Origin of the sequence: Achromobacter aegrifaciens (genome assembly GCF_902859965.1) — a bacterium.
GTDB lineage: Bacteria > Pseudomonadota > Gammaproteobacteria > Burkholderiales > Burkholderiaceae_B > Achromobacter > Achromobacter aegrifaciens.
Window position 1 is genome coordinate 173,053 of record NZ_CADIKO010000002.1, and the last position, 22,667, is coordinate 195,719.

Annotated in this window: 22 protein-coding genes; 16 read left to right on the top strand and 6 right to left on the bottom strand. The window is 63.4% G+C overall.

Features of this window, described 5'->3' with window-relative positions; genetic code table 11:
• Position 1: 1 nt before the first annotated feature.
• From HV793_RS11990 to flgA, 3 genes are all read right to left on the bottom strand, one after another.
• Positions 2-481, bottom strand: a complete 480-nt coding sequence (locus tag HV793_RS11990) for a flagella synthesis protein FlgN (RefSeq protein ID WP_054456868.1) — start codon at positions 479-481, stop codon at positions 2-4.
• 31 nt (positions 482-512) lie between these two features.
• Positions 513-806 carry a flagellar biosynthesis anti-sigma factor FlgM gene (flgM, locus tag HV793_RS11995; RefSeq protein WP_054456667.1) on the bottom strand — a complete coding sequence of 98 codons (294 nt, stop codon included), beginning with the start codon at positions 804-806 and terminating at the stop codon, positions 513-515.
• A gap of 129 nt (positions 807-935) precedes the next feature.
• Positions 936-1,649: a flagellar basal body P-ring formation chaperone FlgA gene (gene flgA, locus HV793_RS12000; protein ID WP_175213747.1), complete on the bottom strand. Its 714-nt coding sequence runs from the start codon at positions 1,647-1,649 to the stop codon at positions 936-938.
• Positions 1,650-1,826: 177 nt separating this feature from the next.
• On the opposite strand from flgA, the gene flgB reads away from it, so the two are divergent.
• The 16 genes from flgB (at position 1,827) to HV793_RS12080 (ending at position 20,704) form a co-directional block, all read left to right on the top strand.
• On the top strand, positions 1,827-2,234 hold the full coding sequence (gene flgB / locus HV793_RS12005; protein ID WP_054456668.1) for a flagellar basal body rod protein FlgB: 408 nt from the start codon (positions 1,827-1,829) through the stop codon (positions 2,232-2,234).
• Positions 2,235-2,257: 23 nt separating this feature from the next.
• Positions 2,258-2,677 (top strand): flagellar basal body rod protein FlgC, encoded by a 420-nt coding sequence (flgC, locus tag HV793_RS12010; protein ID WP_054456669.1) that lies wholly within the window; start codon positions 2,258-2,260, stop codon positions 2,675-2,677.
• Between the two features lie 20 nt (positions 2,678-2,697).
• Entirely contained in the window at positions 2,698-3,396 is a 699-nt protein-coding gene (locus HV793_RS12015; RefSeq protein WP_054456670.1) for a flagellar hook capping FlgD N-terminal domain-containing protein, read from the top strand.
• A 71-nt stretch (positions 3,397-3,467) separates the two neighbouring features.
• Positions 3,468-4,967 carry a flagellar hook-basal body complex protein gene (locus tag HV793_RS12020; RefSeq protein ID WP_054456671.1) on the top strand — a complete coding sequence of 500 codons (1,500 nt, stop codon included), beginning with the start codon at positions 3,468-3,470 and terminating at the stop codon, positions 4,965-4,967.
• 37 nt (positions 4,968-5,004) lie between these two features.
• Positions 5,005-5,769 (top strand): flagellar basal body rod protein FlgF, encoded by a 765-nt coding sequence (locus HV793_RS12025; protein ID WP_054456672.1) that lies wholly within the window; start codon positions 5,005-5,007, stop codon positions 5,767-5,769.
• 65 nt (positions 5,770-5,834) lie between these two features.
• On the top strand, positions 5,835-6,620 hold the full coding sequence (gene flgG, locus HV793_RS12030; RefSeq protein WP_054456673.1) for a flagellar basal-body rod protein FlgG: 786 nt from the start codon (positions 5,835-5,837) through the stop codon (positions 6,618-6,620).
• Positions 6,620-7,309 (top strand): flagellar basal body L-ring protein FlgH, encoded by a 690-nt coding sequence (locus tag HV793_RS12035; protein ID WP_119452089.1) that lies wholly within the window; start codon positions 6,620-6,622, stop codon positions 7,307-7,309. Before flgG ends, HV793_RS12035 begins: the two co-directional genes overlap by 1 nt.
• 2 nt (positions 7,310-7,311) lie before the next feature.
• Entirely contained in the window at positions 7,312-8,448 is a 1,137-nt protein-coding gene (locus tag HV793_RS12040; RefSeq protein ID WP_119452088.1) for a flagellar basal body P-ring protein FlgI, read from the top strand.
• A gap of 5 nt (positions 8,449-8,453) precedes the next feature.
• Complete coding sequence (gene flgJ, locus HV793_RS12045; RefSeq protein WP_054456676.1) at positions 8,454-9,431, top strand: flagellar assembly peptidoglycan hydrolase FlgJ; 978 nt, start codon at positions 8,454-8,456, stop codon at positions 9,429-9,431.
• Between the two features lie 70 nt (positions 9,432-9,501).
• On the top strand, positions 9,502-11,169 hold the full coding sequence (flgK, locus tag HV793_RS12050; RefSeq protein WP_054456677.1) for a flagellar hook-associated protein FlgK: 1,668 nt from the start codon (positions 9,502-9,504) through the stop codon (positions 11,167-11,169).
• A 47-nt stretch (positions 11,170-11,216) separates the two neighbouring features.
• Complete coding sequence (gene flgL / locus HV793_RS12055) at positions 11,217-12,464, top strand: flagellar hook-associated protein FlgL (RefSeq protein WP_175163434.1); 1,248 nt, start codon at positions 11,217-11,219, stop codon at positions 12,462-12,464.
• Positions 12,465-12,605: 141 nt separating this feature from the next.
• A complete protein-coding gene (locus HV793_RS12060) occupies positions 12,606-14,495 on the top strand; it encodes a methyl-accepting chemotaxis protein (protein WP_175213235.1) in 1,890 nt (629 codons plus the stop codon).
• A 99-nt stretch (positions 14,496-14,594) separates the two neighbouring features.
• Entirely contained in the window at positions 14,595-16,445 is a 1,851-nt protein-coding gene (locus HV793_RS12065; RefSeq protein WP_175213236.1) for a methyl-accepting chemotaxis protein, read from the top strand.
• A gap of 29 nt (positions 16,446-16,474) precedes the next feature.
• The gene (locus HV793_RS12070; RefSeq protein WP_054456681.1) at positions 16,475-16,942 is read left to right on the top strand and encodes a hypothetical protein; all 468 of its coding nucleotides are present in this window, start codon (positions 16,475-16,477) and stop codon (positions 16,940-16,942) included.
• A 139-nt stretch (positions 16,943-17,081) separates the two neighbouring features.
• Positions 17,082-18,815 (top strand): methyl-accepting chemotaxis protein, encoded by a 1,734-nt coding sequence (locus HV793_RS12075; RefSeq protein WP_054456682.1) that lies wholly within the window; start codon positions 17,082-17,084, stop codon positions 18,813-18,815.
• A 293-nt stretch (positions 18,816-19,108) separates the two neighbouring features.
• Positions 19,109-20,704 carry a methyl-accepting chemotaxis protein gene (locus HV793_RS12080; RefSeq protein WP_054456683.1) on the top strand — a complete coding sequence of 532 codons (1,596 nt, stop codon included), beginning with the start codon at positions 19,109-19,111 and terminating at the stop codon, positions 20,702-20,704.
• A 54-nt stretch (positions 20,705-20,758) separates the two neighbouring features.
• On the opposite strand, the gene fliR is transcribed toward HV793_RS12080, so the two are convergent.
• Genes fliR through fliP form a run of 3 tightly spaced genes read right to left on the bottom strand, consistent with a single transcriptional unit; the run spans position 20,759 to position 22,661 of the window.
• Positions 20,759-21,547 carry a flagellar biosynthetic protein FliR gene (gene fliR, locus HV793_RS12085; protein WP_054456684.1) on the bottom strand — a complete coding sequence of 263 codons (789 nt, stop codon included), beginning with the start codon at positions 21,545-21,547 and terminating at the stop codon, positions 20,759-20,761.
• Positions 21,548-21,580: 33 nt separating this feature from the next.
• Complete coding sequence (gene fliQ, locus HV793_RS12090; protein ID WP_008163193.1) at positions 21,581-21,850, bottom strand: flagellar biosynthesis protein FliQ; 270 nt, start codon at positions 21,848-21,850, stop codon at positions 21,581-21,583.
• 19 nt (positions 21,851-21,869) lie between these two features.
• Positions 21,870-22,661: a flagellar type III secretion system pore protein FliP gene (gene fliP / locus HV793_RS12095; RefSeq protein WP_166738293.1), complete on the bottom strand. Its 792-nt coding sequence runs from the start codon at positions 22,659-22,661 to the stop codon at positions 21,870-21,872.
• Positions 22,662-22,667: the final 6 nt, after the last annotated feature.

Here is a 22,667-nt window from a genome sequence, read left to right on the forward strand (position 1 = left end):
TTCAACCAGCCACGATGGGCTTGCGGCCCGGGCCGCTGCGTGCGCCACGCCCGCGGGCGTCGTAAGTGGACACGGTGCCACCCGCCGCGCCCAAGCCGCGCAGGGCGTCCAGCGACTGCTGCGTGTAGCGCAAGTGCACGTCGATGAGCGCGCCGTTGCGCAGGTTGATTTCGTTGGCGGATGCCGATTTGCTGAGCAAAGCCTGCCAGACGCCGGACAGTTGCGGGTGCAGAACAGCCGCCTGCTCGGTGCCGGTGTGCCCGGCGGGCAGACCAATTTCCGCGAGCAGGGAGTCCCGGACCTGGCTCAGGTCCACAAGCTTGCGGGCGACGTCGCCCTTGCGCTCGGTGATTTCCTGCAGCGTGCCGACGCTCCCCAAGCCCACCAGCACCTCGGTCTCTTCTTCCAGAATGGCGGAGAACTCGGTGATCAGGGCATCTTCCTGGCGCATGCAGGATTGCAGGGATTCGACGGTGCTCATGGTCATGCTGTTGGACTCGGGAGATTCGGGGTTACTTCAGCAAATCGCGGGCGCTGGCAATCAGACTGTCCGCGATGCGGCCGGTGTCGATCTTCAACTGACCCGATGCGATTGCCGCACGGATGGCGGCGACGCGTTCAACGTTGATGTCATTGGAGCCGTCCTGCAGCGCCAACAGTTTGCGCGACGCCGAGCTCAGCGCCACCTGCGAGCTGCTGGAGCCGCTGGCGCTACTGGCGCCATAGGCCTGGGCAACCGCCGAGTCGGCGCGGGGCGCGACGGCGTCAGCCGATAGGGGGCGGTTGGTGGTCGAATTGATCTTCAAGATTTTCTCCGCAGGGCGTCCTGGGTCGGTTGTGCGACGGTTTCGCCTACTTATGCCTCAGTAACGGCAGGGCCGGACGGAACTTTAGGGGCAGGCGGCGTGTTGGTGCAATGCGACATGTAACAACAATTACAGTTGTATTTCCACCAGGCCGGCGTTGCGCACCACGCCGCTGACCACTTGGCCGCCTGCGGTGCGGACCTGCACGGTTGCGCCGGGTGCGGCGTTGTCGAGCGCCTGGCCTTCGCTGCTGACGACGAAGCCCTTCCCGCGCGCGTTGATGCGGACGTTGGCGCCGCGCACCACCGATTGTGCGTTGCGCAATCCGGAACCCCGCACCGCTTGCCCGGCGTTGATCCGGTGCACGGCCGACATGCCCACCACGGTTTGCGGATCTGTAATCGCACCAGGGGGCAGGGAGACCAAATCGCCGTCTCTTGGAGCGAGGTCGTCCGGCGTCAGGGCCTGCCCCGCAGCAATCATGCGGGCGGCGACGTAGTAGTGGCCCGGCACGCTCACCGTCGCCTGGACATACGCCGTCCAGGGCTTGGGCGCGTTGCAGCGCACCCCGACCGTCATGCGTGAACGCAGTTTCATGCCCGAGGGCATAAACGGGGACATGGCGTCGCAAGGCGTCAGGCGTTCCGCGCGCGGCGGGTCTATCGCGATCGAGGGCTGCCCTGGAAGGCCGGCCAGTTGATCCAGCAGATAGGTTTGCGCGGCAAGAGCGATCGCCTCGGGTGCCTGGACGGCGGCTTCCTGCCCCTGCGCGGCGGCCAGGGGCAGCAGCAGGGCTGCCAGGCAGCCTGCGCGCGCGCGGAGTCGGAGTGCGGATATTTTCATAATGGAGGAATTGTAGAAGTCCGCGGCATTCGGCAATACGTGAATTGGATGAGAAATGACGGGTTATTTGGCTGATTGTGTTGAGCCCCCGGCCCCTATGATGCCGTCATCCAATGGGATAACGGTCTGTCCGGCGTCCCTGGCTTTATCTGAATTGCAACGCACCAAGGCGCTCCGATGCTAGACAGGCTTAATGAAGATTTTCGGTTCTTCCAGCAGTCCCTGGGACTGCGCGCGCAACGCCAGGAAGTGCTGTCGTCGAACATCGCCAATGCCGATACGCCCAACTACAAGGCGCGCGATTTCGACTTCAAGACGGCCATGGCCAACGCCATGGAAGGCACGAAACGCCTGCCCGACACCGCGCTCACGCTGACTGCCGCTCGCCATATCCCGGCCAAGGCCGTATCGCAAGGTCCGACGGAACTCCTGTACCGCCTGCCGTACCAGCCGAGCATGGATGGCAACACGGTGGACATGGACATCGAACGCGTGCAGTTCGCGGATAACACCCTGCATTACCAAAGCACGATGCAGATGCTGTCTGGCCGTATCCGGACCATGATGGCCGCAATTCAGGAATGATTCTTTAAAGGGAGCGGCAGGCAATGTCCTTGTTGAGCATTTTCGATATCGCCGGTTCGGCGCTCAGCGCGCAATCGCAGCGCATGAACGTGGCGGCCAGCAATATGGCCAACGCCGACAGCGTGGTTGGCCCCGACGGCAAACCCTACCGCGCCCGTCAGGTCGTGTTCCAGGTGAATCCCCCGGCCGGCCAGGCGCTGGGCCAGGAAATCGGCGGCGTGCGCGTGGCTGGCGTGGTCGAAGACCAGTCCCCCTTGAAGCAGGTCTATGACCCGCAGCACCCCATGGCCGACGCGCAGGGTTACGTCAGCATGCCCAATGTCGACCCGGTGGCCGAAACCGTGAACATGATCGCAGCCTCGCGCTCTTACCAGGCAAACGTGGAAGTGCTCAACACAGCCAAGGCCCTGATGCAGAAGACCCTGACCATCGGCCAGTCCTAATTTCCGGAACCAGTTAATCCATGACCACTATCGACCAATCGACGAGCAAGACCGGCTTGGGCCTGGCTCAAACGGGCGCCAATAGCAGCAGCACGGCGCAAGGCCTGCAGGACCAGTTCCTGAAACTGCTGGTCACGCAGCTGCAGAACCAGGATCCCCTGAACCCGATGCAGAATGCCGAGCTGACCTCCCAGCTGGCGCAGATCTCCACGGTGGAAGGCATCACCAACCTGAAGAACACCATGCTCGCCATCAGCGGCCAGATCGACGTGTCGCAGTCGATGAATGCCGTGGCCATGATAGGCAAGGGCGTGCTGATTCCCGGCTCCAAGATCAAGTCTGGCGTGGATGCGGCAAATCCCGAGGCCCGCGTCGTCACGCCTTACGGTCTGGACCTGCAGGGCGATGCCCAGAAAGTGCAGATCCGCATTTCCGACGCCAATGGCGCGGTCGTGCGCACGATCGAAACGACAGACCAGAAGCCCGGCGTGTACACGCTGTCCTGGGATGGCAAGAACGATAACGGCATTGTGCTGGAACCGGGCGCGTACACCGTGTCCGTCCTGGCTACGGATGCCGATGGCAAGAAGGTGAATGCGGAAGTCCTGAGCTACGGCCAGGTCAAGAGCGTGGCGTACTCCACTGAAGGCCTGAGGCTGGATCTGGGCCTGGAAGGCCAGACCAGCATGCTGGATGTGCGCAAGGTGATCGGCGCCTGAAGCGGGCGCAATGTATCGGTGCCGGCGCAAGGGCGGCGGCTTCCCCTAGTTAAAGATTAGCGAGAACAAACATGGGTTTCGGACAAGGATTGAGCGGCTTGAACGCCGCAGCGCAGAACCTGGACGTCATCGGCAACAACATCGCCAACTCCGGCACGGTCGGCTTCAAGTCCGCCACCGCGTCGTTCGCCGACGTTTACGCCAGTTCGCGCGTCGGCCTGGGCGTGAAGGTTGCGGCCATCAACCAGCGCTTTACCGTGGGTACGGTGAACGGCGGCGGCGGCGAATACGACATCGCCATTGACGGCGCCAAGGGCATGTTCCGCGTAACCGACCAGAGCGGTGCGGTGATGTACACCCGCAACGGCGAATTCCTGGTCGACAAGAACAATTTCATCATCAACGCACAGGGCTATCGTCTGACGGGTTATCCGCCGGGCTCCGTGGGTGCGAATCCGGTGGAATTGCAGTTGCCTACTGCCAACGTGGCACCGAAGGCGACTTCCACTGGCACCACCGTGGCCAACCTGGATGCCAACGCGAAAGTCATCTACGAAACGGATACGCAAACCAAGGCACCCGTCCTTGGAAGGGTCACGTTGGGCACGGCGCCCGCCACTGTGTACACCTTCAGCCGTGATGCTACGGGAACGGCAACGCTGGAGGATACCGTGCCGGCCGGTCTCGGGCTGCCGGCCCCGGGCTCCACCTTCACCGTCGGTACGGAAACGGTAACCGTGGGCGCGGGCGGCGTGATTACGGGTGGTGATCTGTCGAAGATGGGGGCGTTTACTGAGTACACGGCGGCTGTCGTCGAAACTGGCAAGCCGTTCGACCCGAAGCTGTCCAACTCCTATACCAACGCCTCGCCGATGACGGTGTTCGACTCGCTGGGCAATTCCCATCAGGTCATGCAGTACTTCGTGAAGCGCCCCGCAGCTACTGCGGATACCAGCACGTACGACGTTTACTACACGATCGACGGGCAGGCCATGGCGCCGACCACCGAAGCGGGCGGAGTCTGGGGCAACCCGCAGAAGTTCACCTTTAACAAGGCCGGCGTGATGACCAGCGCACCTGTCGTCAACCTGTCCTTCGCCAACCCGGGCGGCGGCACCACGCCCGCAGATCCGATCAACATTGCGATGAACTACGCCGGCACCACACAGTTCGGCAGCGCCTATAAGCTGGTAGCCAAGCCGGACGGATACGCTTCCGGCGAGTTCAGCGGCATCAACATCAGTGGTGACGGCAGCATAGTGGCGAGCTACACAAACGGCGAGACCCAGGTTGTCGGCACCATCGTGCTGGCTGACTTCTCCAACCTGCAGGGGCTGCAGCCCGTGGGCAACAACGCCTGGACGGAAACCTCCGCCTCCGGCCAGCCCATCCTGGGCCAGCCCGGCACCAACGGCCTCTCCAAGGTCGTGGGCCAGGCCACGGAGTCGTCCAACGTCGACATGAGCAAGGAACTGGTCAACATGATCATCGCCCAGCGCACGTACCAGGCCAACTCGCAGACCATCAAGACCCAGGACGAAATCATGCAAGTCCTGATGAATCTGAAGTAAGCCGGGCAGGCACGAGACGACACCGACGGAATAGGCAATGGACCGTATCATCTACACCGCCATGAATGGCGCGGCGCGCATCACCGAGCATCAGGCCGCGCTTTCCAACAACATGGCCAACGTGAACACGGCGGGTTTCCGCGAGCAGATCGCGCTGTACCGCTCCGTGCCGGTCACGGATGGGACGAGTCTGCCCACGCGTGTTTCGACGGTGGCGTCCACGCCGCGCAACAGCTTCCAGATGGGCAATATGCAGACCACGGGCCGGGACCTGGACGTGGCGCTGTCCAGCGAGCGTGGCTGGATCGCCGTGCAGACGCCGCAGGGCGAGGCGTACACCCGCGCCGGCAGCCTGCAGGTCGGCATCAATGGCTTGTTGCAGACCTCGTTGGGCCAACCCGTGTTGTCGGACCAGGGCGGCCCCATCGACGTGCCCGACCAGGCCGCGCTGACCATCACCGCGGACGGCACCATTACCGCCATCGGCGCAGGCGACGCGCCGAACAACATCCTGAACCTGGGCCGGATCAAACTGGCCAGCCCGCAGAACGAGCAGCTGGTGCACGGTGACGATGGCGTCTTCCGCATGGCGCCCGTCAATGGCCAACCCGCGCCTCCGGTGCCTGCCGACCCCAGCCTGCGGCTGTTGTCGGGCGTGCTGGAAGGCAGCAACACCAATCCGATGGCGGCGATGGTCGGCATGATCGCCAACGCCCGCCGCTTCGAGCAGCAGATGCAGGTGATCCAGCAGTCGGACCGCAACGCCGAGCGCGCCAACGGCATCCTGTCGGTAAGCGCGTGATACGGCAACTGAACTAGAAACATTTTTTGCGCGCGGCCGGGCCGCGGCACCAGGAGTACTTCATCATGATGCGTTCGTTGTGGATCGCCAAGACGGGTCTGGAAGGTCAGCAGACCTCCATGGACGTGATTTCGAACAACTTGGCCAACGTTTCGACCAATGGCTTCAAGCGTGGTCGCGCCGTGTTCCAGGACCTGATGTACCAGACGCTGCGTCAGCCTGGCGCCCAAGTCGGCGACGCTACCCAGCTGCCGTCGGGCCTGCAACTGGGTACCGGTGCGCGCGTGGCCGCGACCGAGCGCATCCACACCGCCGGCAATCTGAACAACACAGGCAGCGAGATGGATATCGCCATCAATGGCCGTGGTTTCCTGCAGGTCGAACTGCCTGACGGCACCCAGGCCTACACCCGCGACGGCGCACTGCAACGCGACCAGAACGGCCAGTTGACGACCGTCAGCGGCTACGTGATCCAGCCGCCGATGAACATCCCCGACAATGCGCTGTCGATCTCCATTGGTAACGACGGCATCGTTTCGGTGACGCAGCCCGGCGCCGCTGGCATCAACGTGCAGATCGGCCAGCTGCAGATCGCCACGTTCATCAACCCCACCGGCTTGCAGAGCGTCGGCGAGAACCTGTACCTGGAGACCGACGCTTCGGGACCCGCCAACCTGTTGCAGCCTGGCGTGGACGGCGCCGGTTCGATCATGCAGAAGTACGTTGAAACCTCCAACGTCAACGTCGCTGAAGAGCTGGTCAACATGATCACCACCCAGCGCGCCTACGAAATGAACAGCAAGGCCGTCAAGACCTCGGACGAAATGCTGGCCCGCCTGACCCAACTGTGATGCCCATGTCTGTCCTGCGCCTGGTATCGAGTGCGGCCCTGGCTATGCTGGTGGCCGGTTGCGCCATGATCCCGCCCGAGCCCATCGTGACCGGGCCGACGACGGCGGCGCCGCCGCCGCCGCCCACGCCCATGGCGCAGCCCACGGGCTCGATCTATCAGCCGACGACCTACGGCAACTATCCCTTGTTCGAGGACCGCCGGCCGCGCAACGTGGGCGATATCGTCACCATCGTCCTGAACGAAAAGACCAACGCTTCCAAGAACGTCGCCACCAACACCAACCGCAGCGGCAGCGCTTCCCTGGGCATCGCCGCCGCGCCGTCCTTCATGGATAGTTGGGCCAATGCCAACCTGAACACCGACGCCAAGGGCGGCAATGTGTCGCAGGGCAAGGGCGACAGCACGGCGAACAATGCCTTTACCGGCACCATCACGACCACGGTGGTGGGGGTGATGTCCAACGGCAACCTGCAGGTCGCGGGCGAAAAGCAGATCGCCATCAACCGGGGCAGCGAATTTGTGCGCTTCTCCGGCGTAGTCGATCCGCGCTCCATTACCGGCACCAACACCGTGTCGTCCACGCAGGTGGCCGACGCCCGCATCGAGTACCGCAGCAAAGGCGTCATGGACGAAGTCCAGACCATGGGCTGGCTGCAACGCTTCTTCCTGATCGCTTCGCCGTTCTGAACATGAAACAACCGAATCCGATATCCGCCTTGGTGTCCTTGTTGGCGCGCGTCTGCATTTCGGTCGGGCTGATGGCCGGCGCGGGTGCGGCGCACGCCGAACGGCTCAAGGACCTGGCGTCGATCCAGGGCGTGCGGGGCAACCAGCTGATCGGCTATGGCCTGGTCGTGGGTCTGGATGGCAGCGGCGACCAGGTGCGGCAGACGCCGTTCACGCAGCAAAGTCTGACCAATATGTTGTCGCAGCTCGGTATCACCGTTCCGCCCGGCAGCAATATGCAATTGAAGAACGTGGCCGCGGTCATGGTCACGACCACGCTGCCGGCTTTCGCCCGTCCGGGCCAGACGTTGGACGTGGTGGTTTCGTCCATGGGCAACGCCAAGAGCCTGCGCGGAGGCACATTGCTGATGACCCCGCTCAAGGGGGCCGATAGCCAGGTCTACGCGATCGCCCAGGGCAACATCCTGGTGGGCGGCGCGGGCGCCTCCGCCGGTGGCTCCAGCGTGCAGATCAACCAGTTGAATGGCGGGCGCATCAGCGCGGGCGCCATCGTAGAGCGCGGCGTGCCCACCACGTTCGCGCGTGACGGCTACGTTTATGTGGAACTGAACAATACCGATTTCGGCACGGCGCAGAATGTGGCCATGGCGTTGAACCGCAAGTTCGGCCAAGGCACCGCCACTGCGCTGGACGGACGCGTGGTGCAGGTGCGCACACCGATGGATCAGGCTTCGCAGGCGCGCTTCCTATCGCAGCTCGAAGACTTGCAGGTGGCGCGCGCGCCCACGGTGGCCAAGGTCATCATCAATGCGCGCACGGGTTCGGTCGTCATGAACCGCACCGTCATGATCGAAGAAGCCGCCGTGGCCCACGGCAATCTGTCGGTCATCATCAATCGCCAGAACCAGGTATCGCAGCCTGACACGCCTTTCACGGAAGGGCAGACGGTGGTGGTACCCAATACGCAGATCGAGGTGCGCCAGGAGAACGGTTCCCTGCAACGCGTGAGCACCAGCGCCAATCTAGCGGATGTGGTCAAGGGCTTGAACGCCCTGGGCGCCACGCCGCAGGACCTGCTGGCGATTCTGCAGGCCATGAAGACCGCCGGCGCCTTGCGCGCCGAACTGGAAATCATCTGACGGCCATGGCGTACACCAATGATGCGGCGCGCGGCGCCAGCCGGCAGGATTCGGTTTTCGACATGGGCCGCCTGTCTGACCTGAAGCGCGATGTCAAAAAGGATCCTGAGGGGACCGAGCAGCAGAAACAGGTTGCCAAGCAGTTCGAGGCCCTGTTCCTGCAGATGATGGTCAAGCGCATGCGCGAGGCGACGCCCAAGGAAGGGCTGTTCGACTCGCAGCAGACGCAGATGCTGCAGTCCATGGCGGACGAGCAGCTGGCCCTGCATCTGGCGTCGCCTGGCATCGGCCTGTCCGGCGCCATTCTGGCGCAGATGCAGCAGGGCAAGCCCGGCGAGTTGGGCGCGGATGCTGTCAAGCGCCTGGGAGAGGGCGCGGACCTCGATTTCCGCGCCGCTGGCTCGCGCGAAGTGTCGGCATTGCTGAATGTGATGCGCAATAACAGCGCGCAGAACCGGGCGCTGGCCGCTGCGGAAGGCGCGCCCGACCACGTGGTCGCCTTCGTGTCCAAGATGTCGCGCGCAGCCAATCTCGCTTCCCAGCAAAGCGGCGTGCCGGCCCGCCTCATCATGGGCCAGGCGGCGCTGGAGTCGGGCTGGGGCAAGCGCGAGATCAAGCACCAGGACGGCAGCACCAGCTACAACCTGTTCGGCATCAAGGCGGGATCCAGCTGGAAGGGGCAGGTTGTCAACGTACTGACTACTGAATACGAAGACGGCGTGGCGAAAAAGGTGACGCAACCTTTCCGCGCCTACGCGTCCTACGAGGAATCGTTCGCGGATTACGCCCGTCTGATCGGCAACAGCCCGCGCTACGAGGCCGTCACGCAGGCCCGCAACGAGATCGAGGCGGCGCGCCGGATCCAGGACGCGGGTTATGCGACGGATCCCCAGTATGCGCAAAAGTTGATCGGCGTGATGAGCCAGCTGCGGGGCGCGGCATCCAAGGTGGAAATTTCTCGCCAGATGTTGGAAGGACTCTAAATTCGGATCACCTCCTGCCGTTAATTGGATATCCAGGTATATCAGCGGTTAAATACGGGGCATTGTCAGCATGAATATGTATAAATTGGCGCTGGGCGGGCTGAACGCCGCTCAGGCAGGGCTGGCCACCACCAGCCACAATATCAACAATGCCACCACGGTTGGTTACAACCGCCAGCGCGTCATGGTTTCGACTGCCGGCGCCCAGGCGACCAGCAACGGCTACATAGGCCGAGGCGTGCAGGTCGACACGGTCGTGCGCAGCTACGACAGTTTCCTGTACAAGCAACTGGTCGGCGCTCAGGGCAGTGGCGCCCAGTTGCAGACGCAATACAACCAGGTTTCGGCAATCAACAACCTGTTCGCCGACCGCACCGTCGGCATCGCGCCGGGCCTGACCAATTTCTTCACCAGCATGAATGCGGTGGCCAGCAAGCCTGCCGACCCTGCCGCGCGCCAGGATTTGCTAGGCAAGGCCAATAGCCTGGCCACCCAAATCCGTTCGGCCTACACCGAGATGCAAAACCAGCGCATCGGCCTGAACACGCAGATCACCACGACGGTCGAGCAGGTCAACAGTTATCTGACGCGTATCGACGATCTGAACCAGCAAATCTCGCTGGCTACGGGCAAGGCGGGCGGCAGTCCTCCGAACGATCTCCTGGATCAGCGCGACCAGGCCGTCATGGAACTGAATCAGCTGGTAGGCATCACCACCTACGAACAAGGCGACAAGATCAACATTACGTTGGCCAACGGTGGCCAGGCGCTGCTATCCGGCAACACCATCTATCCGCTGCAAGCGGTGGCTTCCTCCAAGGATACGGGACGCACCGCCATTGCCTACACGCTGCCGGCCGGCTCGGGTAAGACGGTCGCCGTGGAGCTGGATGATGCGGAAGTGACCGGCGGCTCGCTGGGCGGCCTGTTGCAATTTCGCGCGACTTCGCTGGATGTCATGCAAAGCCAGTTGGGTCAGATGGCCGTCGGCCTGGCGCTGTCCTTCAACGAGCAGCACAAGCAGGGCCTGGACCAGAACGGCAATCCCGGCACGGACTTCTTTGGCATCGGTTCGCCGCAGGGCGTACCGAATGCGCAGAACAAGAGCAACGCGTCGCTTTCGGGTCAGTTCACGAACCTGAACAACATCAACGCCAAGGAATACGAGATTTCCTTCGACGGCACGAACTACCGCGTGCTGCGCATGCCGGAAGGTTCGCAGGTCTACAACGGTCCGGCCACCGGGACGCCGGGCACGCTGAATCTCGACAGCGAGATGGGTGTGACCCTGACCATCAGCGCGCCGCCCCAGGCTGGCGACAAATGGTCGCTGGCACCCACGCGCGATGCGGCACGCGATCTTACCGTTCTGATCTCCGATCCTTACAAGATCGCGGCGGCCGACTTAGAAGGCGGTGACGCCAACGGCAAGAACGCGCTGAAACTGGCTCAGCTGCAGAACAGCAAGGTGCTTGGTAACGGCACGATGAGCGTGAACGATATGTTCGGCCAGGTGGTGAATACGGTTGGGGTGCAAACCGCTCAACTCAAGTCCGCGGCGACCGCGCAGGCAAACCTGATCACGCAGAAGACTGCGGCGCAGCAGGCTGTCTCGGGCGTCAACCTGAACGAAGAATACGTCAGCCTGTCGCTGTACCAGGAACAATATCAAGCCAGTGCGCGCATCATTGACGTGGCCAGCACCATGTTCGATACGCTGCTGGGTCTGCGCGGCTGATCGAATCGTCGAATCGTGACCAATAAAGAAAATTTCGGAGCTTCACCATGCGCCTGAGCACCTCGATGATGTACTCGAACGGCCTGAAGGGCGTTCTCTCTCAGGAATCCGATATGAACCGCCTGGTTGAACAGGTCGGTAGCGGACGCAAGAACCTGACTCCGGCGGATGATCCCCTGGCCGCTGCGTTGGCCATTAGTGTGGCTCAGACGCAGAGCATGAACAATACGTATGGCATGAACCGCCAGACCGCCAGCACGAATCTGGGGCAGGAAAGCAATACGCTGACCGCTGTGACGAATGCCTTGCAGGAGGCGCGCACGCGTATCATCCAGGCCGGCGGCGTGCTGTCGGATAGCGACCGCCAAACCTTGTCCACGGCACTCAAAAGCACCCGCGATGCCTTGCTGGGGCTTGCGAACACGACGGACGGCAATGGTCAATATCTGTTCTCGGGCAATGATGGCAGTGTGATGCCGTACTCCAAGGACGCGACCGGCAAGATCGCTTATAGCAATTCTGTGGGTGAGCGGACCATTCAGGTTGACCAAAGCCGCCAATTGTCCTCCAGCGATCTGGGGAAGGACATCTTTGGGCGCGCAAACCCAGGTTCGCAAGCCTTTGTGGCTTCGACGCCCGATTCCAATACCGGCACTGCCGAGTTTGGTCCGGCATCCGTGGTGCCGGGTTCGGCAAACGCGGGCAAGAAGTTTGCCGTGCAGTTTGAGACCGACGCAGTCACCGGAGCGATCGGCTATCGCGTTACGACGACGAATCCAGACGGTTCCAGCGCGACCGTGCCGGCCGCAGGAGCTCCTGCAACCGCATACGCTGATGGAGCTACGGTCGATTTGGGCAGTGGCGTATCCGTATCGATTAAAGGCGCCCCGCAGGCTGGTGACGTGATAAATGTCGAAAGCGTCCAGTCCTCCGATATGGACGTGTTCGCTACCTTGGACGACGTGATTGCTGCGCTGGACGCGCCCAGCGCTGGCGACCCCGTCGCGACCGCCAAACTGAACAATGCACTAGCGACGGCCAACAAGAAGCTGGCGAACACCTACGACAACGTTCTCACGGTGCAGGCTTCGGTCGGCGCCAGGATGAACGAACTGGACGCACTGAACTCCACGGGTACGCAGAAAGGCCTGTCTTACTCGAAGTCCCTGTCTGATCTGGAAGAACTGGACTATTACCAAGGCGCCAGCCAGCTCGCGCTACGCCAGGTCGCGCTGCAAGCGGCGTCGGCAGCATTCATGACCATCCAGGGATCAAGTCTGTTCAGCCGCAAGTAGCAATGCGGTAGGTACAAAAACGCGCCATCGGGTGCGTAGGGTTGCGCCTTTGCGGACGCTACTGGCCAGGGGCCGGGGCGTCCGTGTGTGCGTGCAGAGTAGGAAATAGTCGTTTCACATTGCTTAACGCTCGGATATTCCATGCTTGTCAACTTGAAAGTCCGCACCTGTCTCGTTCTGGTGTTGCTGCTCTTCACGGGCGCCATGTTCATCTCAAATGGCGTGGCGTGGATGGGGCTGAACTCGAGCAATGAGAAGCTGGAGCGGGTCAACGACGCCTATTCCACGCAGGCCTCGCAGCTGAACCGGGCCTACATCCTGTTCCTGCGCGGCCGCTTGCTGTTGGCGACGTCGCTGATGGATCTGCAGCAAGGAAAGACCGAACAGGCGACTTCGCAGGCCAAGCGCGCCGAAGGTTTGATGCAGGAAGGCGCTCAGGCGCTGGACGCATACCGCAAGGCACCGCGCCTGGAAGGCTCGGAGGCTTTGAATCAAAAGCTGGAAGGCGCCTACAAGCAGTTCAGCGACGTGGTCAGGCGTCAGGCGGCCGCGTTGTCGACCATGGCCGTGCAGGACTACCTGGATCTGAACGACGCGGGAAGCGCGGCGAACACGGCTCTGAGAGAGGCCGTCGGCGGCGTGCTGGCGCATATCGACTCCAGCACCGATGAGCTGGTGGTGCAGGCCGAAGCGGCCCACGGCGTTTCGCGCACGGTCACGATAGTCATGTTGGCGATCTCCCTGGCCTTGGCATTGGGCTGCTGGCTGTTCATCAGCCGGACCGTGCTGCGCCCGTTGCGGGAAGCGGGCGACCATTTTGAAAAGATCTCGGGCGGCGATTTCACCGGTCGCATCGACGTGCGCAGCGCCAACGAGATTGGCCAATTGTTTGGCGCTATCAAGCGTATGCAGGAAAGCCTGACCCGCACCGTGGCGCTGGTGCGCCGTGGCGTGGACGAGATCAACGTGGGCTCGCGCGAGATTTCCGCCGGCAACACGGACCTGTCCAGCCGCACCGAGCAGCAGGCGGCCTCGCTGGAGGAAACCGCGGCGTCGATGGAAGAACTTGCGTCGACCGTGAAGCAGAACGCGGACAATGCGCGCCAGGCCAATCAGCTGGCGGCCAGCGCGTCCGATGTGGCCGAGCGCGGCGGTTCTGCGGTGTCGGAAGTGGTCAGCACGATGCAAGGCATTTCGGCCAGCTCGCGCAAGATCTCCGAGATCGTGTCGGTGATCGACGGCATTGCCTTCCAGACCAACATCCTGGCGCTGAATGCGGCGGTGGAAGCGGCGCGCGCGGGTGAGCAGGGCAAGGGCTTTGCGGTGGTGGCGGGCGAAGTGCGCTCGTTGGCGCAGCGCAGCGCCCAGGCGGCCAAGGAAATCAAGGGCCTGATCGAGGATTCCGTGACCAAGGTCAGCGCGGGCTCGCAGCAGGTGGAGCGCGCAGGGTCGACGATGCAGGAGATCGTGGCCTCGGTGAAGCGGGTGACCGACATCATGGGCGAGATCTCGGCGGCGTCCGAGGAACAGTCCAGCGGCATCGACCAGGTGAACCGTGCCGTATCGCAGATGGACGAGGTGACGCAGCAGAACGCGGCGCTGGTGGAAGAAGCGGCCGCGGCCGCGGGTTCCCTGCAGGAACAGGCGCAGCGCCTGGCCGAAGCAGTGGCCGTGTTCAAGATCAATGCGGGCGAAGTGATCGAAGTCCCCGCGCAGCAATTGGCATCGCAACGCAGCGCGCCCCGCATGCCGGCGCCGCCCACACAGCCGCAGGCTGCGGCAGGCAAGGTGCCCGCCGAACCCGCTAACGCCGAAGCGCCTCAGCCGGCGGAACCTGCACCCAAGGCGGCGCCTGCGCCACGCCTGACTCAGGTCGCCCGGCCCAAGCCAGCGCCGGAAGCGGCCACCACCGTTCGTCCGCTACGCCGGCCAGCCAGTCGCCCGGCGAGCGCCAAGGATGCCGCGCCTGCGGCGCCAGCCTCCAGCCGGCGCCCAACGCCTGCGGCGGATGACGATTGGGAGTCTTTCTGACGGAGGGATCCGTCAGCGCAGCACAGGCAGTAAAGCTACCCCCCTATTTACGGCCTGGCGGCAAGAGTGCCGCCGGGACGACTACCGGAATATACGGAAATGTTTAGCAATCTGAAGGTGCGTACGGGCTTGATGCTTGCCCAGTTGGCCGTAGCGCTGGCAGCGCTGGTTTCCATCGTTCTGGGCTGGAACAGCATGCGTTCCAACTCCGAGGCGATCAATGCACTGGATAGCTTGAGCGTACAGCAGGCGAATCTGATCAAGGACGCTTACACGCAGATGCTGCGCGCGACCATACGCGCCGACATCGCTGCCGCGCAGCGGGCCACGGGCGACGCCAATGGCGCCAGCGAGAACACCCGTACGGTGCAACAGCTGGTCGCCGACGCCAAGAAGAAGATGGAGACCTTCAAGGCCATCCCGAAGACCACGGCGGTAGGCAAGAGCGCCGAGGGTGACCTTCTTTCCTCGTTCAACGGCTTTGCAGACGCATTGCAAGCCATGATGTCGGCGTTGGACAAGGGCGATTCGGCGGCTTACCTGGATTTGAAAAACACCAGGGCCGGCGCCGCGAGCGGGGCGTTCTCGAAACAACTGGGCGAATTCGCCAAAGACATTACCTCCTACAGCGAAGAGATGGTGTCGTCCTCGCGCTCGCAGGCGGCGACGATGGCCATGGTGTACGCCGCGTTGGCGGTGCTGATCGTGGCGGTATGGCTGGGCGCCTTCCTGTTCATGAATCGTGTCGTTCTGCGGCCTTTGCGCGCTGTCAGCGACAGCTTCGACAAGATCGCCGGCGGTGATCTGACCGTCCGCGTAGACGTGACCTCGACCAACGAGATCGGCACGTTGATGGCTGCGGTCAAGCGCATGCAGGAAAGCCTGACTCGTACCGTATCTGCGGTGCGCCGTGGCGTGGACGAGATCAACGTGGGCTCGCGCGAGATTTCCGCCGGCAATACGGACCTGTCCAGCCGCACGGAAGAACAGGCCGCTTCGCTTGAGGAAACCGCGGCTTCGATGGAGCAACTGGCATCGACCGTGAAGCAGAATGCGGACAACGCGCGCCAGGCCAACCAGCTGGCGGCCAGCGCGTCCGACGTGGCCGAGCGCGGCGGTTCGGCGGTGTCGGAAGTGGTCAATACCATGCAGGAAATCTCGGCCAGTTCGCGCAAGATCTCCGAGATCGTGTCGGTGATCGATGGCATTGCCTTCCAGACCAACATCCTGGCGCTGAATGCGGCGGTAGAAGCGGCCCGCGCGGGTGAGCAGGGCAAGGGTTTTGCCGTGGTGGCGGGCGAAGTGCGCTCGCTGGCGCAGCGCAGCGCCCAGGCGGCCAAGGAAATCAAGGGCCTGATCGAGGATTCCGTGTCCAAGGTCGGCGCGGGTTCGGAGCAGGTGGAGCGCGCCGGCTCGACGATGCAGGAGATCGTGGCCTCGGTGAAGCGCGTGACGGACATCATGGGCGAGATCTCGGCCGCTTCCGAGGAACAGTCCAGCGGCATCGACCAGGTCAACCGTGCCGTGTCGCAGATGGACGAGGTGACGCAGCAGAACGCGGCGCTGGTGGAAGAGGCTGCCGCGGCCGCGGGTTCGCTGCAGGAACAGGCGGAACGCCTGGCCGAAGCAGTGGCTGTGTTCAAGGTCAATGCGGGCGAAGTGATCGAAGTCCCCGCGCATCAGTTGGCGGCTCAACGTCCGGCGGCGCGCGTGGCCGCCCCGGTCGCGCCCGCAGCGCAGGCGGACGCACCCGCGGCGGAGGCCAAGGCAGTGCCGGCCGTGCGCTTGACGCATTCCACCCGGACCAAGCCGGCTGCGGCTGAAGGGGCGACAGCGGCGCGGCCGCTGCGCCGTCCCACGGTACGTCCGGCTGCTGCACCGGCGGCCAAGCCCGCCGCGACGGCTGGCCGCCGATCAGCGCCTGCGGATGACGACTGGGAATCTTTCTGACACCGGCGTTGCCGGTAAATGGGTAGGGTATGCGAGGCTATATACATCTTCTGGCGACGGCCGTGGTGGCGGTTCTTCTGGTCGGCTGCGCGGCGTCCGGGCACAATTTCGACCCGGACAAGCTGTCGACCTTGACCCCTGGGCAAACGACGCTGGAAGAGGCTTCACGTGCACTGACCGCCCCGCCCGACAAACTCTACAAGCAGACCGACGGTACGCTGCTCGCGCTCTGGGCCTTCAAAATCACCTTCGTCGCGGACGGCTTGTACAGCCGCAAGGAAGCGCTGCTGCAATTCGGTCCGGACGGCCGACTGCTGCGCCTCGTCGACAGCACCAATATCTTGCTGGAACCCTGGGAACGCCAGAAGCTGCTGGGACCCGCGCCTATGCCTGACTTGCGTCAGGACATGGCGCCGCCCGCCGCGGCCCCCGAGGTGCAGACCATCTACATACCGGGTCCGGGTGAACCGGCCGGATTGCAGCCTCAGGGCAAATAGCGCCCTGTAGTCCAGCGGGGAGCATCGCGGCGCGAGCCGCGATGTACGTCGCCCGGAGTGCATGTCTCGTGTAACAAGGCATGTCCATCGGGTGGTTTTTTATTTGGTCAGAGTAGTTCCTGAGGGATGGGGAAATAATATGGAAGCGAGTCTCGAGTCCGGTACGAAGTCCGGAAAGGTCGGCAAGAAGAAGGCCGCGCGCGCACCCAAGGTGAAGCGCAAGCTGCGGTTGCGCGATGCCCGCGTCGGCACCATGTTGCTGTGGGTCATGGCGTTCTTCGCCGTGTTGATCGCGGCGGTGGGCGGTCTGGCCGCGTATTTCCTGCAGAACAACTATGAGTCGATTCGCGAGGTCAATGCACTGACCGAACGTTCGAAGCAGGTCGAAGTGATCAACAGCGACATGTTGCGCGCGCGGGTTGCCTTGATGGTCGCCGCGCGCCACCTGCAGGAATCCGGCTGGGGCAGCGGCGAGAACTCGGCCCGCGATGCCGCGGCGGCCTTGAAGGGCGCCACGGACCTGCTGACCGGCGTGCGCAGCCGTTTCGCCGATTTCCAGAAGAACATGCTGCAGGACGATACGGGCCGCCAGCTGTCCATGAACCTGGTCCGTCGTTATCGTTCCTACATCGACGACGGCGTGGATACCATGGTCGAAGCCCTGCGCAGCGAAGACTATTCCACCTTCTACATGGTGAACAACGAGTACGGCACGCCGCGCAGCGCAGCCTTCATCGAGGCGCTCAGCGAGTTTGGCAAGTACATCGGTGACCAGCAGCAAGCCACGATCGAAAAGGCCGAAGCCAATTTCAACCTCGCCATGGTGGCGGTGGGTGTCGCGGTCGGCCTGGCTGTGCTGCTGATGATTCTGGCGCGTCTGGTGTTCGGCCGCCTGGTGGTGCGCCCCTTGGTGGAAGCCGGCCAGCACTTCGACAAGATCGCGGCTGGAGACCTCACCAGCCGCGTGGAAGTGCGTTCGCACAATGAGATCGGCCAGTTGTTCGCCGCGCTCAAGCGCATGCAGGAAAGCCTGACCCGTACCGTATCTGCCGTGCGCAGCGGCGTGGACGAAATCACCGTGGGTTCGCGCGAAATCTCGGCCGGCAATACGGATCTGTCCAGCCGCACGGAAGAGCAGGCGGCTTCGCTGGAGGAAACCGCGGCGTCGATGGAAGAACTTGCGTCGACCGTGAAGCAGAACGCGGACAATGCGCGCCAGGCTAACCAGTTGGCGGCCAGCGCGTCCGACGTGGCCGAGCGCGGCGGTTCGGCGGTGTCGGAAGTGGTCAGCACGATGCAAGGCATTTCGGCCAGCTCGCGCAAGATCTCCGAGATCGTGTCGGTGATCGACGGCATTGCCTTCCAGACCAACATCCTGGCGCTGAATGCGGCGGTGGAAGCAGCGCGCGCGGGTGAGCAGGGCAAGGGCTTTGCGGTGGTGGCGGGCGAAGTGCGCTCGCTGGCGCAGCGCAGCGCCCAGGCGGCCAAGGAAATCAAGGGCCTGATCGAGGATTCGGTGAGCAAGGTCGGCGCGGGCTCGCAGCAGGTAGAGCGTGCGGGTGCCACGATGCAGGAGATCGTGGCCTCGGTGAAGCGCGTGACGGACATCATGGGCGAGATCTCGGCCGCTTCCGAAGAGCAGTCCAGCGGCATCGACCAGGTGAACCGTGCCGTGTCGCAGATGGACGAGGTGACGCAGCAGAACGCGGCGCTGGTGGAAGAGGCGGCCGCGGCCGCGGGTTCGCTGCAGGAGCAGGCGCAGCGCCTGGCCGAAGCAGTGGCCGTGTTCAAGATCAACACGGGCGAAGTGATCGAAGTTCCTGCGCACCAGTTGTCAGGCGGTTACGCCGCGCCGACGCTGACGCAGGCTTGATGCCCGTCGTCTGACGTCAGTAACAGGACCGCGGCCGCGCTGATGCGCGGCCGCGGTCCATATGCTTTGCGCCTTGGCGTGCGCAAATTCATGCGCACGTTAAGTTTTCGAAAATTTGGTCGTTAACAACAATAACGCCTGAAAAGGGCGGTGAACAGTGTTCGAAAATGCGGGGCCATGCCGTCCCGGAGCCTGACGAACCTGGCGGGGGAACACGTCTATGCGGGGCGTCAGATCCGGTTTGCTCGCCGATATCCATTCGCTGCTCGACATGATGTATCCGGAGGCAAGCTGTGCGCGTCAACCTACCCGTCCACAATGTAGAAACCAAGCTGCGCGAGGATCAATACCTGATCTCGCGTACTGATACCAAGGGCCGGATCGTCTATGCGAACCCGGCTTTTGTCGAAGTCAGCGGTTTCTCCCGCGAAGAACTCATCGGCAAACCGCACAACATCGTGCGCCATCCCGACATGCCGCCCGAAGCCTACGAAGACCTGTGGGAAACGCTGCAGGCCGGAGAGTCGTGGCTGGGCCTGGTGAAGAATCGGCGCAAGGACGGCGGTTACTACTGGGTGCTGGCCAATGCAACGCCCATCGTCGAAAACGGCGAGGTCGTGGCGTATTCCTCGGTACGGGTGCGCCCCTCCGAAGAACAGATCGAAATGGCTGAGGATTTGTATGCCCGAATTCGCGAGGGCACGGCCAAGGGCGTGCGCATCCTGCGCGGGCGTCCCGTGCGGGCGGGCTGGCGGCGCGGCGTGGACGTGCTGGCATTTCCATTCCGGCGCAATGTCCGCAGCCGCATGCTGCGCCACGCGCTGCTGTCATCCGCAATCATGGCTGGCGCGGGCATTTACGGCCTGCGGGCCAATTGGGCGGAACTGGGCACCTTGGGCGCGAGCGTTGGCTGCGCGGCCATTGCGCTGGGCGTCATCGCCATCTTTGGCATGGGCTGGCGCCTGTCGCGCTCGCTGCTGGATCCGATGGTGGATGCCGCCAATATGGCGCGTCAGGTGGCCGCGGGCAATCTGACCACGCAGATCGTGGCGGATTCCGACGATGAAGTCGGAAGTTTGAAGTTCTCGCTGGAAGTGATGCGCAAGAGCCTGATCGGGATTGCACAGGACGTGTATCGCGGCATTGAAGGCACGACCCATGCCGCAGCGCATATCGCGCGCGGCAACCAGGAACTCGCGGGTCGTACCGAAGGCCAGGCGGCGTCCTTGCAGCAGACCGCGGCCAGCATGGAACAGCTGACGTCCACGGTGCGGCAGAACGCCGACAACGCGCGTCAGGCCAACCAGCTTGCGGCCAGCAGCATGGAAGTGGCGCGCAAGGGCGGCGTGGCGGTCGGGCAGGTGGTCAGCACCATGCACGGCATTTCGGACAGCTCCCGCAAGATCGCCGATATCGTCAGCATCATCGAAGGCATCGCGTTCCAGACCAACATCCTGGCCCTGAACGCCGCCGTGGAAGCGGCCCGCGCCGGGGAGTCCGGCAAGGGCTTCGCGGTGGTGGCGGGCGAGGTCCGCAGCCTGGCGCAGAAGAGCGCGCAGGCAGCCAAAGAGATCAAGGGCCTGATCGAAGACTCGGTGGAGCGCGTGACCGAAGGCTCCCAGCAGGCCGAGCAGGCGGGCGCGACGATGCAGGACATCGTGGCCGCCGTGCATCGTGTCACCGACATCATCGGCGAGATCTCGCAGGCTTCGCAGGAACAGTCCAGCGGCATCGAGCAGGTGGATACGGCGGTGTCGCAGATGGACGTGATGACGGTGCAGAACACCGCGCTGGTTCAGGATCTGGGTGGCGCCGTGATGCAGCTGGGCAACCAATCCGGCGCGCTGCGCGAGACGATCCGGGTGTTCCGCCTTACCGGGCAGCAGTAAACGGAAACGGGCGGTGTCACGCACCGCCCGGCATCCACCACTACCAGTCCAGTCCTATTTGCCCGCCAGAGCGTCGGCGACCCGGCTCATCGCCGTGAGCCCAGATTCGAACAGCGATTCCAGGAACGGCCCGGCGTGCGGCAGCACGACCGTCAGAATGGTGACGCCGATGATGAGCGTTACGGGAAAGCCGATAGAGAACACTGACAGCTGCTGCGCCGCGCGGTTCAGGATGCCCATGGCCAGGTTGATGGTCAGCAGCGCGCAGATCAGGGGCAGGGCCAGCAACAGGCCCGATACGAATATGGTCTTGCCCCATTCCACCACCACGCCAAAGCCGTTCTGATGCAACTGGATCATGGCGACGGGCAAGGTGTCGAAAGAGCGAACCAGCGCAGCCAGGACCAGCAGATGGCCGTCCAGGGCCAGAAAAGTCAACATCGCGATGATGTTGAACAGGCGCGACAGCACCGCGGTGTTGGCGCCGGAAGCCGGGTCGAAGAACGAGGCGAACGACAGGCCCATCTGCAGGCCGACGAATTCGCCGGCGGTCTGCACGGCGGCGAACACCAGGCGCATCGTGAAGCCCAGCGAGATGCCGATCAGCACTTGCTGCATGACCATCCACAGCCCGGTAAACGAACCGGGCGCAATGGGCGGCACGGGATCGAGCGCTGGACTGATGGCGACGGCCAGGACGAAGGACAGCCCGACCTTTACCTTGATGGGTATCAGCGATTCGGAGAACAGCGGGGCGGTGCCCACGAGCGCCAGGATGCGCACGAACGGCCAGAGAAACTGGCCGATCCAGCCGTTGAGCTGCTCGAGCGTGAAGGCGATCATGGGAAAAGTCCGGTGTCCGGCGGCGGGTGCCGCTCAGGACACCAGCATGGGGATCTGGCCGATCAGCTGCCGTATGTAGTCGACCATGACGCCGATAAGCCAGGGGCCCAGCAGCACCAGCACGCCGCACATGGCCAGCAGCTTGGGAATGAACGACAGCGTCATTTCGTTGATCTGCGTGGCGGCCTGGAAGATGCTGATGACCAGGCCGACCACCAGCGTCACGAGCAGCAAGGGCCCGGCCATCGCCAGCACGATCTTCATCGCCTGGTAGGTCATGGTCATGACGGTTTCGGCGGTCATGGCGATTTTCCTCCTGGCGTTATTGGTAGAAGCTTTGGGCCAGGGAGCCCATGAGCAGGTTCCAGCCGTCGGCCAGCACGAAAAGCATCAGCTTGAAGGGCAGGGCTACCGTCACTGGCGGCACCATCATCATGCCCAGCGCCATCAGTACGCTGGCGACGACCAGGTCGATGATGAGAAAGGGGATGAAGATGGTGAAGCCGATCTGGAACGCGGTCTTGAGTTCGCTGGTGATGAACGCCGGCACCAGGATGCGCAGGGGCACCTGAGTAGGGTCTTCCAGTGCCGGCTGCTTGGCCAGGTTGGCGAACAGCGACAGATCGTTTTCGCGCGTCTGGTGCAACATGAAGGTACGCAGCGGCGCGGCGGCGCGCTCGACGGCCGCCTCGAACTGGATCGAGCCTTCGGACAGCGGCTTGTAGGCGTCGGTGTAGATCTTGTCGAACACCGGCGACATCGTATAGAAGGTCAGGAACAGCGCCAGGCCGATCAGCACGTGGTTGGGCGGCGACATGGCCGTGCCCATGGCGCTGCGCAGCAGGCCCAGCACGATGATGATGCGGGTGAAGCCCGTCATCATCAGCAGCGCGGCAGGCAGGAACGACAGCGACGTCATCAGCAGCAAGGTCTGCATGCTGAGCGAATAGGTTTCGGAACCGTTCGGACCCGGCGTGGCGGTCAGCGCTGGCAAGGTGGCCTGCGCGACGACACCCGCGGGAAACAGGGTGAGGCCCAGCAGGGCGGCGGCGCCGAGCAGGTGCAGTGCGCCGGGCCGGGCGCGGACGAGTGTCGTGCTTGTGGGCAAACTCATGGGTGT

Excerpts from the sequence above, each read along its gene's own strand:
- HV793_RS12040 (WP_119452088.1), top strand. The coding sequence starts at position 7,312 with ATGAAACAACCGAATCCGATATCCGCCTTGGTGTCCTTGTTGGCGCGC.
- HV793_RS12035 (WP_119452089.1), top strand. The coding sequence starts at position 6,620 with ATGCCCATGTCTGTCCTGCGCCTGGTATCGAGTGCGGCCCTGGCTATG.
- fliQ (WP_008163193.1), bottom strand. The coding sequence starts at position 21,850 with ATGACCGCCGAAACCGTCATGACCATGACCTACCAGGCGATGAAGATC.
- flgB (WP_054456668.1), top strand. The coding sequence starts at position 1,827 with ATGCTAGACAGGCTTAATGAAGATTTTCGGTTCTTCCAGCAGTCCCTG.
- HV793_RS12015 (WP_054456670.1), top strand. The coding sequence starts at position 2,698 with ATGACCACTATCGACCAATCGACGAGCAAGACCGGCTTGGGCCTGGCT.
- flgL (WP_175163434.1), top strand. The coding sequence starts at position 11,217 with ATGCGCCTGAGCACCTCGATGATGTACTCGAACGGCCTGAAGGGCGTT.
- HV793_RS12065 (WP_175213236.1), top strand. The coding sequence starts at position 14,595 with ATGTTTAGCAATCTGAAGGTGCGTACGGGCTTGATGCTTGCCCAGTTG.
- HV793_RS12060 (WP_175213235.1), top strand. The coding sequence starts at position 12,606 with ATGCTTGTCAACTTGAAAGTCCGCACCTGTCTCGTTCTGGTGTTGCTG.
- flgA (WP_175213747.1), bottom strand. The coding sequence starts at position 1,649 with ATGAAAATATCCGCACTCCGACTCCGCGCGCGCGCAGGCTGCCTGGCA.
- HV793_RS12070 (WP_054456681.1), top strand. The coding sequence starts at position 16,475 with ATGCGAGGCTATATACATCTTCTGGCGACGGCCGTGGTGGCGGTTCTT.
- flgG (WP_054456673.1), top strand. The coding sequence starts at position 5,835 with ATGATGCGTTCGTTGTGGATCGCCAAGACGGGTCTGGAAGGTCAGCAG.
- HV793_RS11990 (WP_054456868.1), bottom strand. The coding sequence starts at position 481 with ATGAGCACCGTCGAATCCCTGCAATCCTGCATGCGCCAGGAAGATGCC.
- flgC (WP_054456669.1), top strand. The coding sequence starts at position 2,258 with ATGTCCTTGTTGAGCATTTTCGATATCGCCGGTTCGGCGCTCAGCGCG.
- HV793_RS12020 (WP_054456671.1), top strand. The coding sequence starts at position 3,468 with ATGGGTTTCGGACAAGGATTGAGCGGCTTGAACGCCGCAGCGCAGAAC.
- fliP (WP_166738293.1), bottom strand. The coding sequence starts at position 22,661 with ATGAGTTTGCCCACAAGCACGACACTCGTCCGCGCCCGGCCCGGCGCA.
- HV793_RS12075 (WP_054456682.1), top strand. The coding sequence starts at position 17,082 with ATGGAAGCGAGTCTCGAGTCCGGTACGAAGTCCGGAAAGGTCGGCAAG.
- HV793_RS12025 (WP_054456672.1), top strand. The coding sequence starts at position 5,005 with ATGGACCGTATCATCTACACCGCCATGAATGGCGCGGCGCGCATCACC.
- flgJ (WP_054456676.1), top strand. The coding sequence starts at position 8,454 with ATGGCGTACACCAATGATGCGGCGCGCGGCGCCAGCCGGCAGGATTCG.
- flgK (WP_054456677.1), top strand. The coding sequence starts at position 9,502 with ATGAATATGTATAAATTGGCGCTGGGCGGGCTGAACGCCGCTCAGGCA.
- fliR (WP_054456684.1), bottom strand. The coding sequence starts at position 21,547 with ATGATCGCCTTCACGCTCGAGCAGCTCAACGGCTGGATCGGCCAGTTT.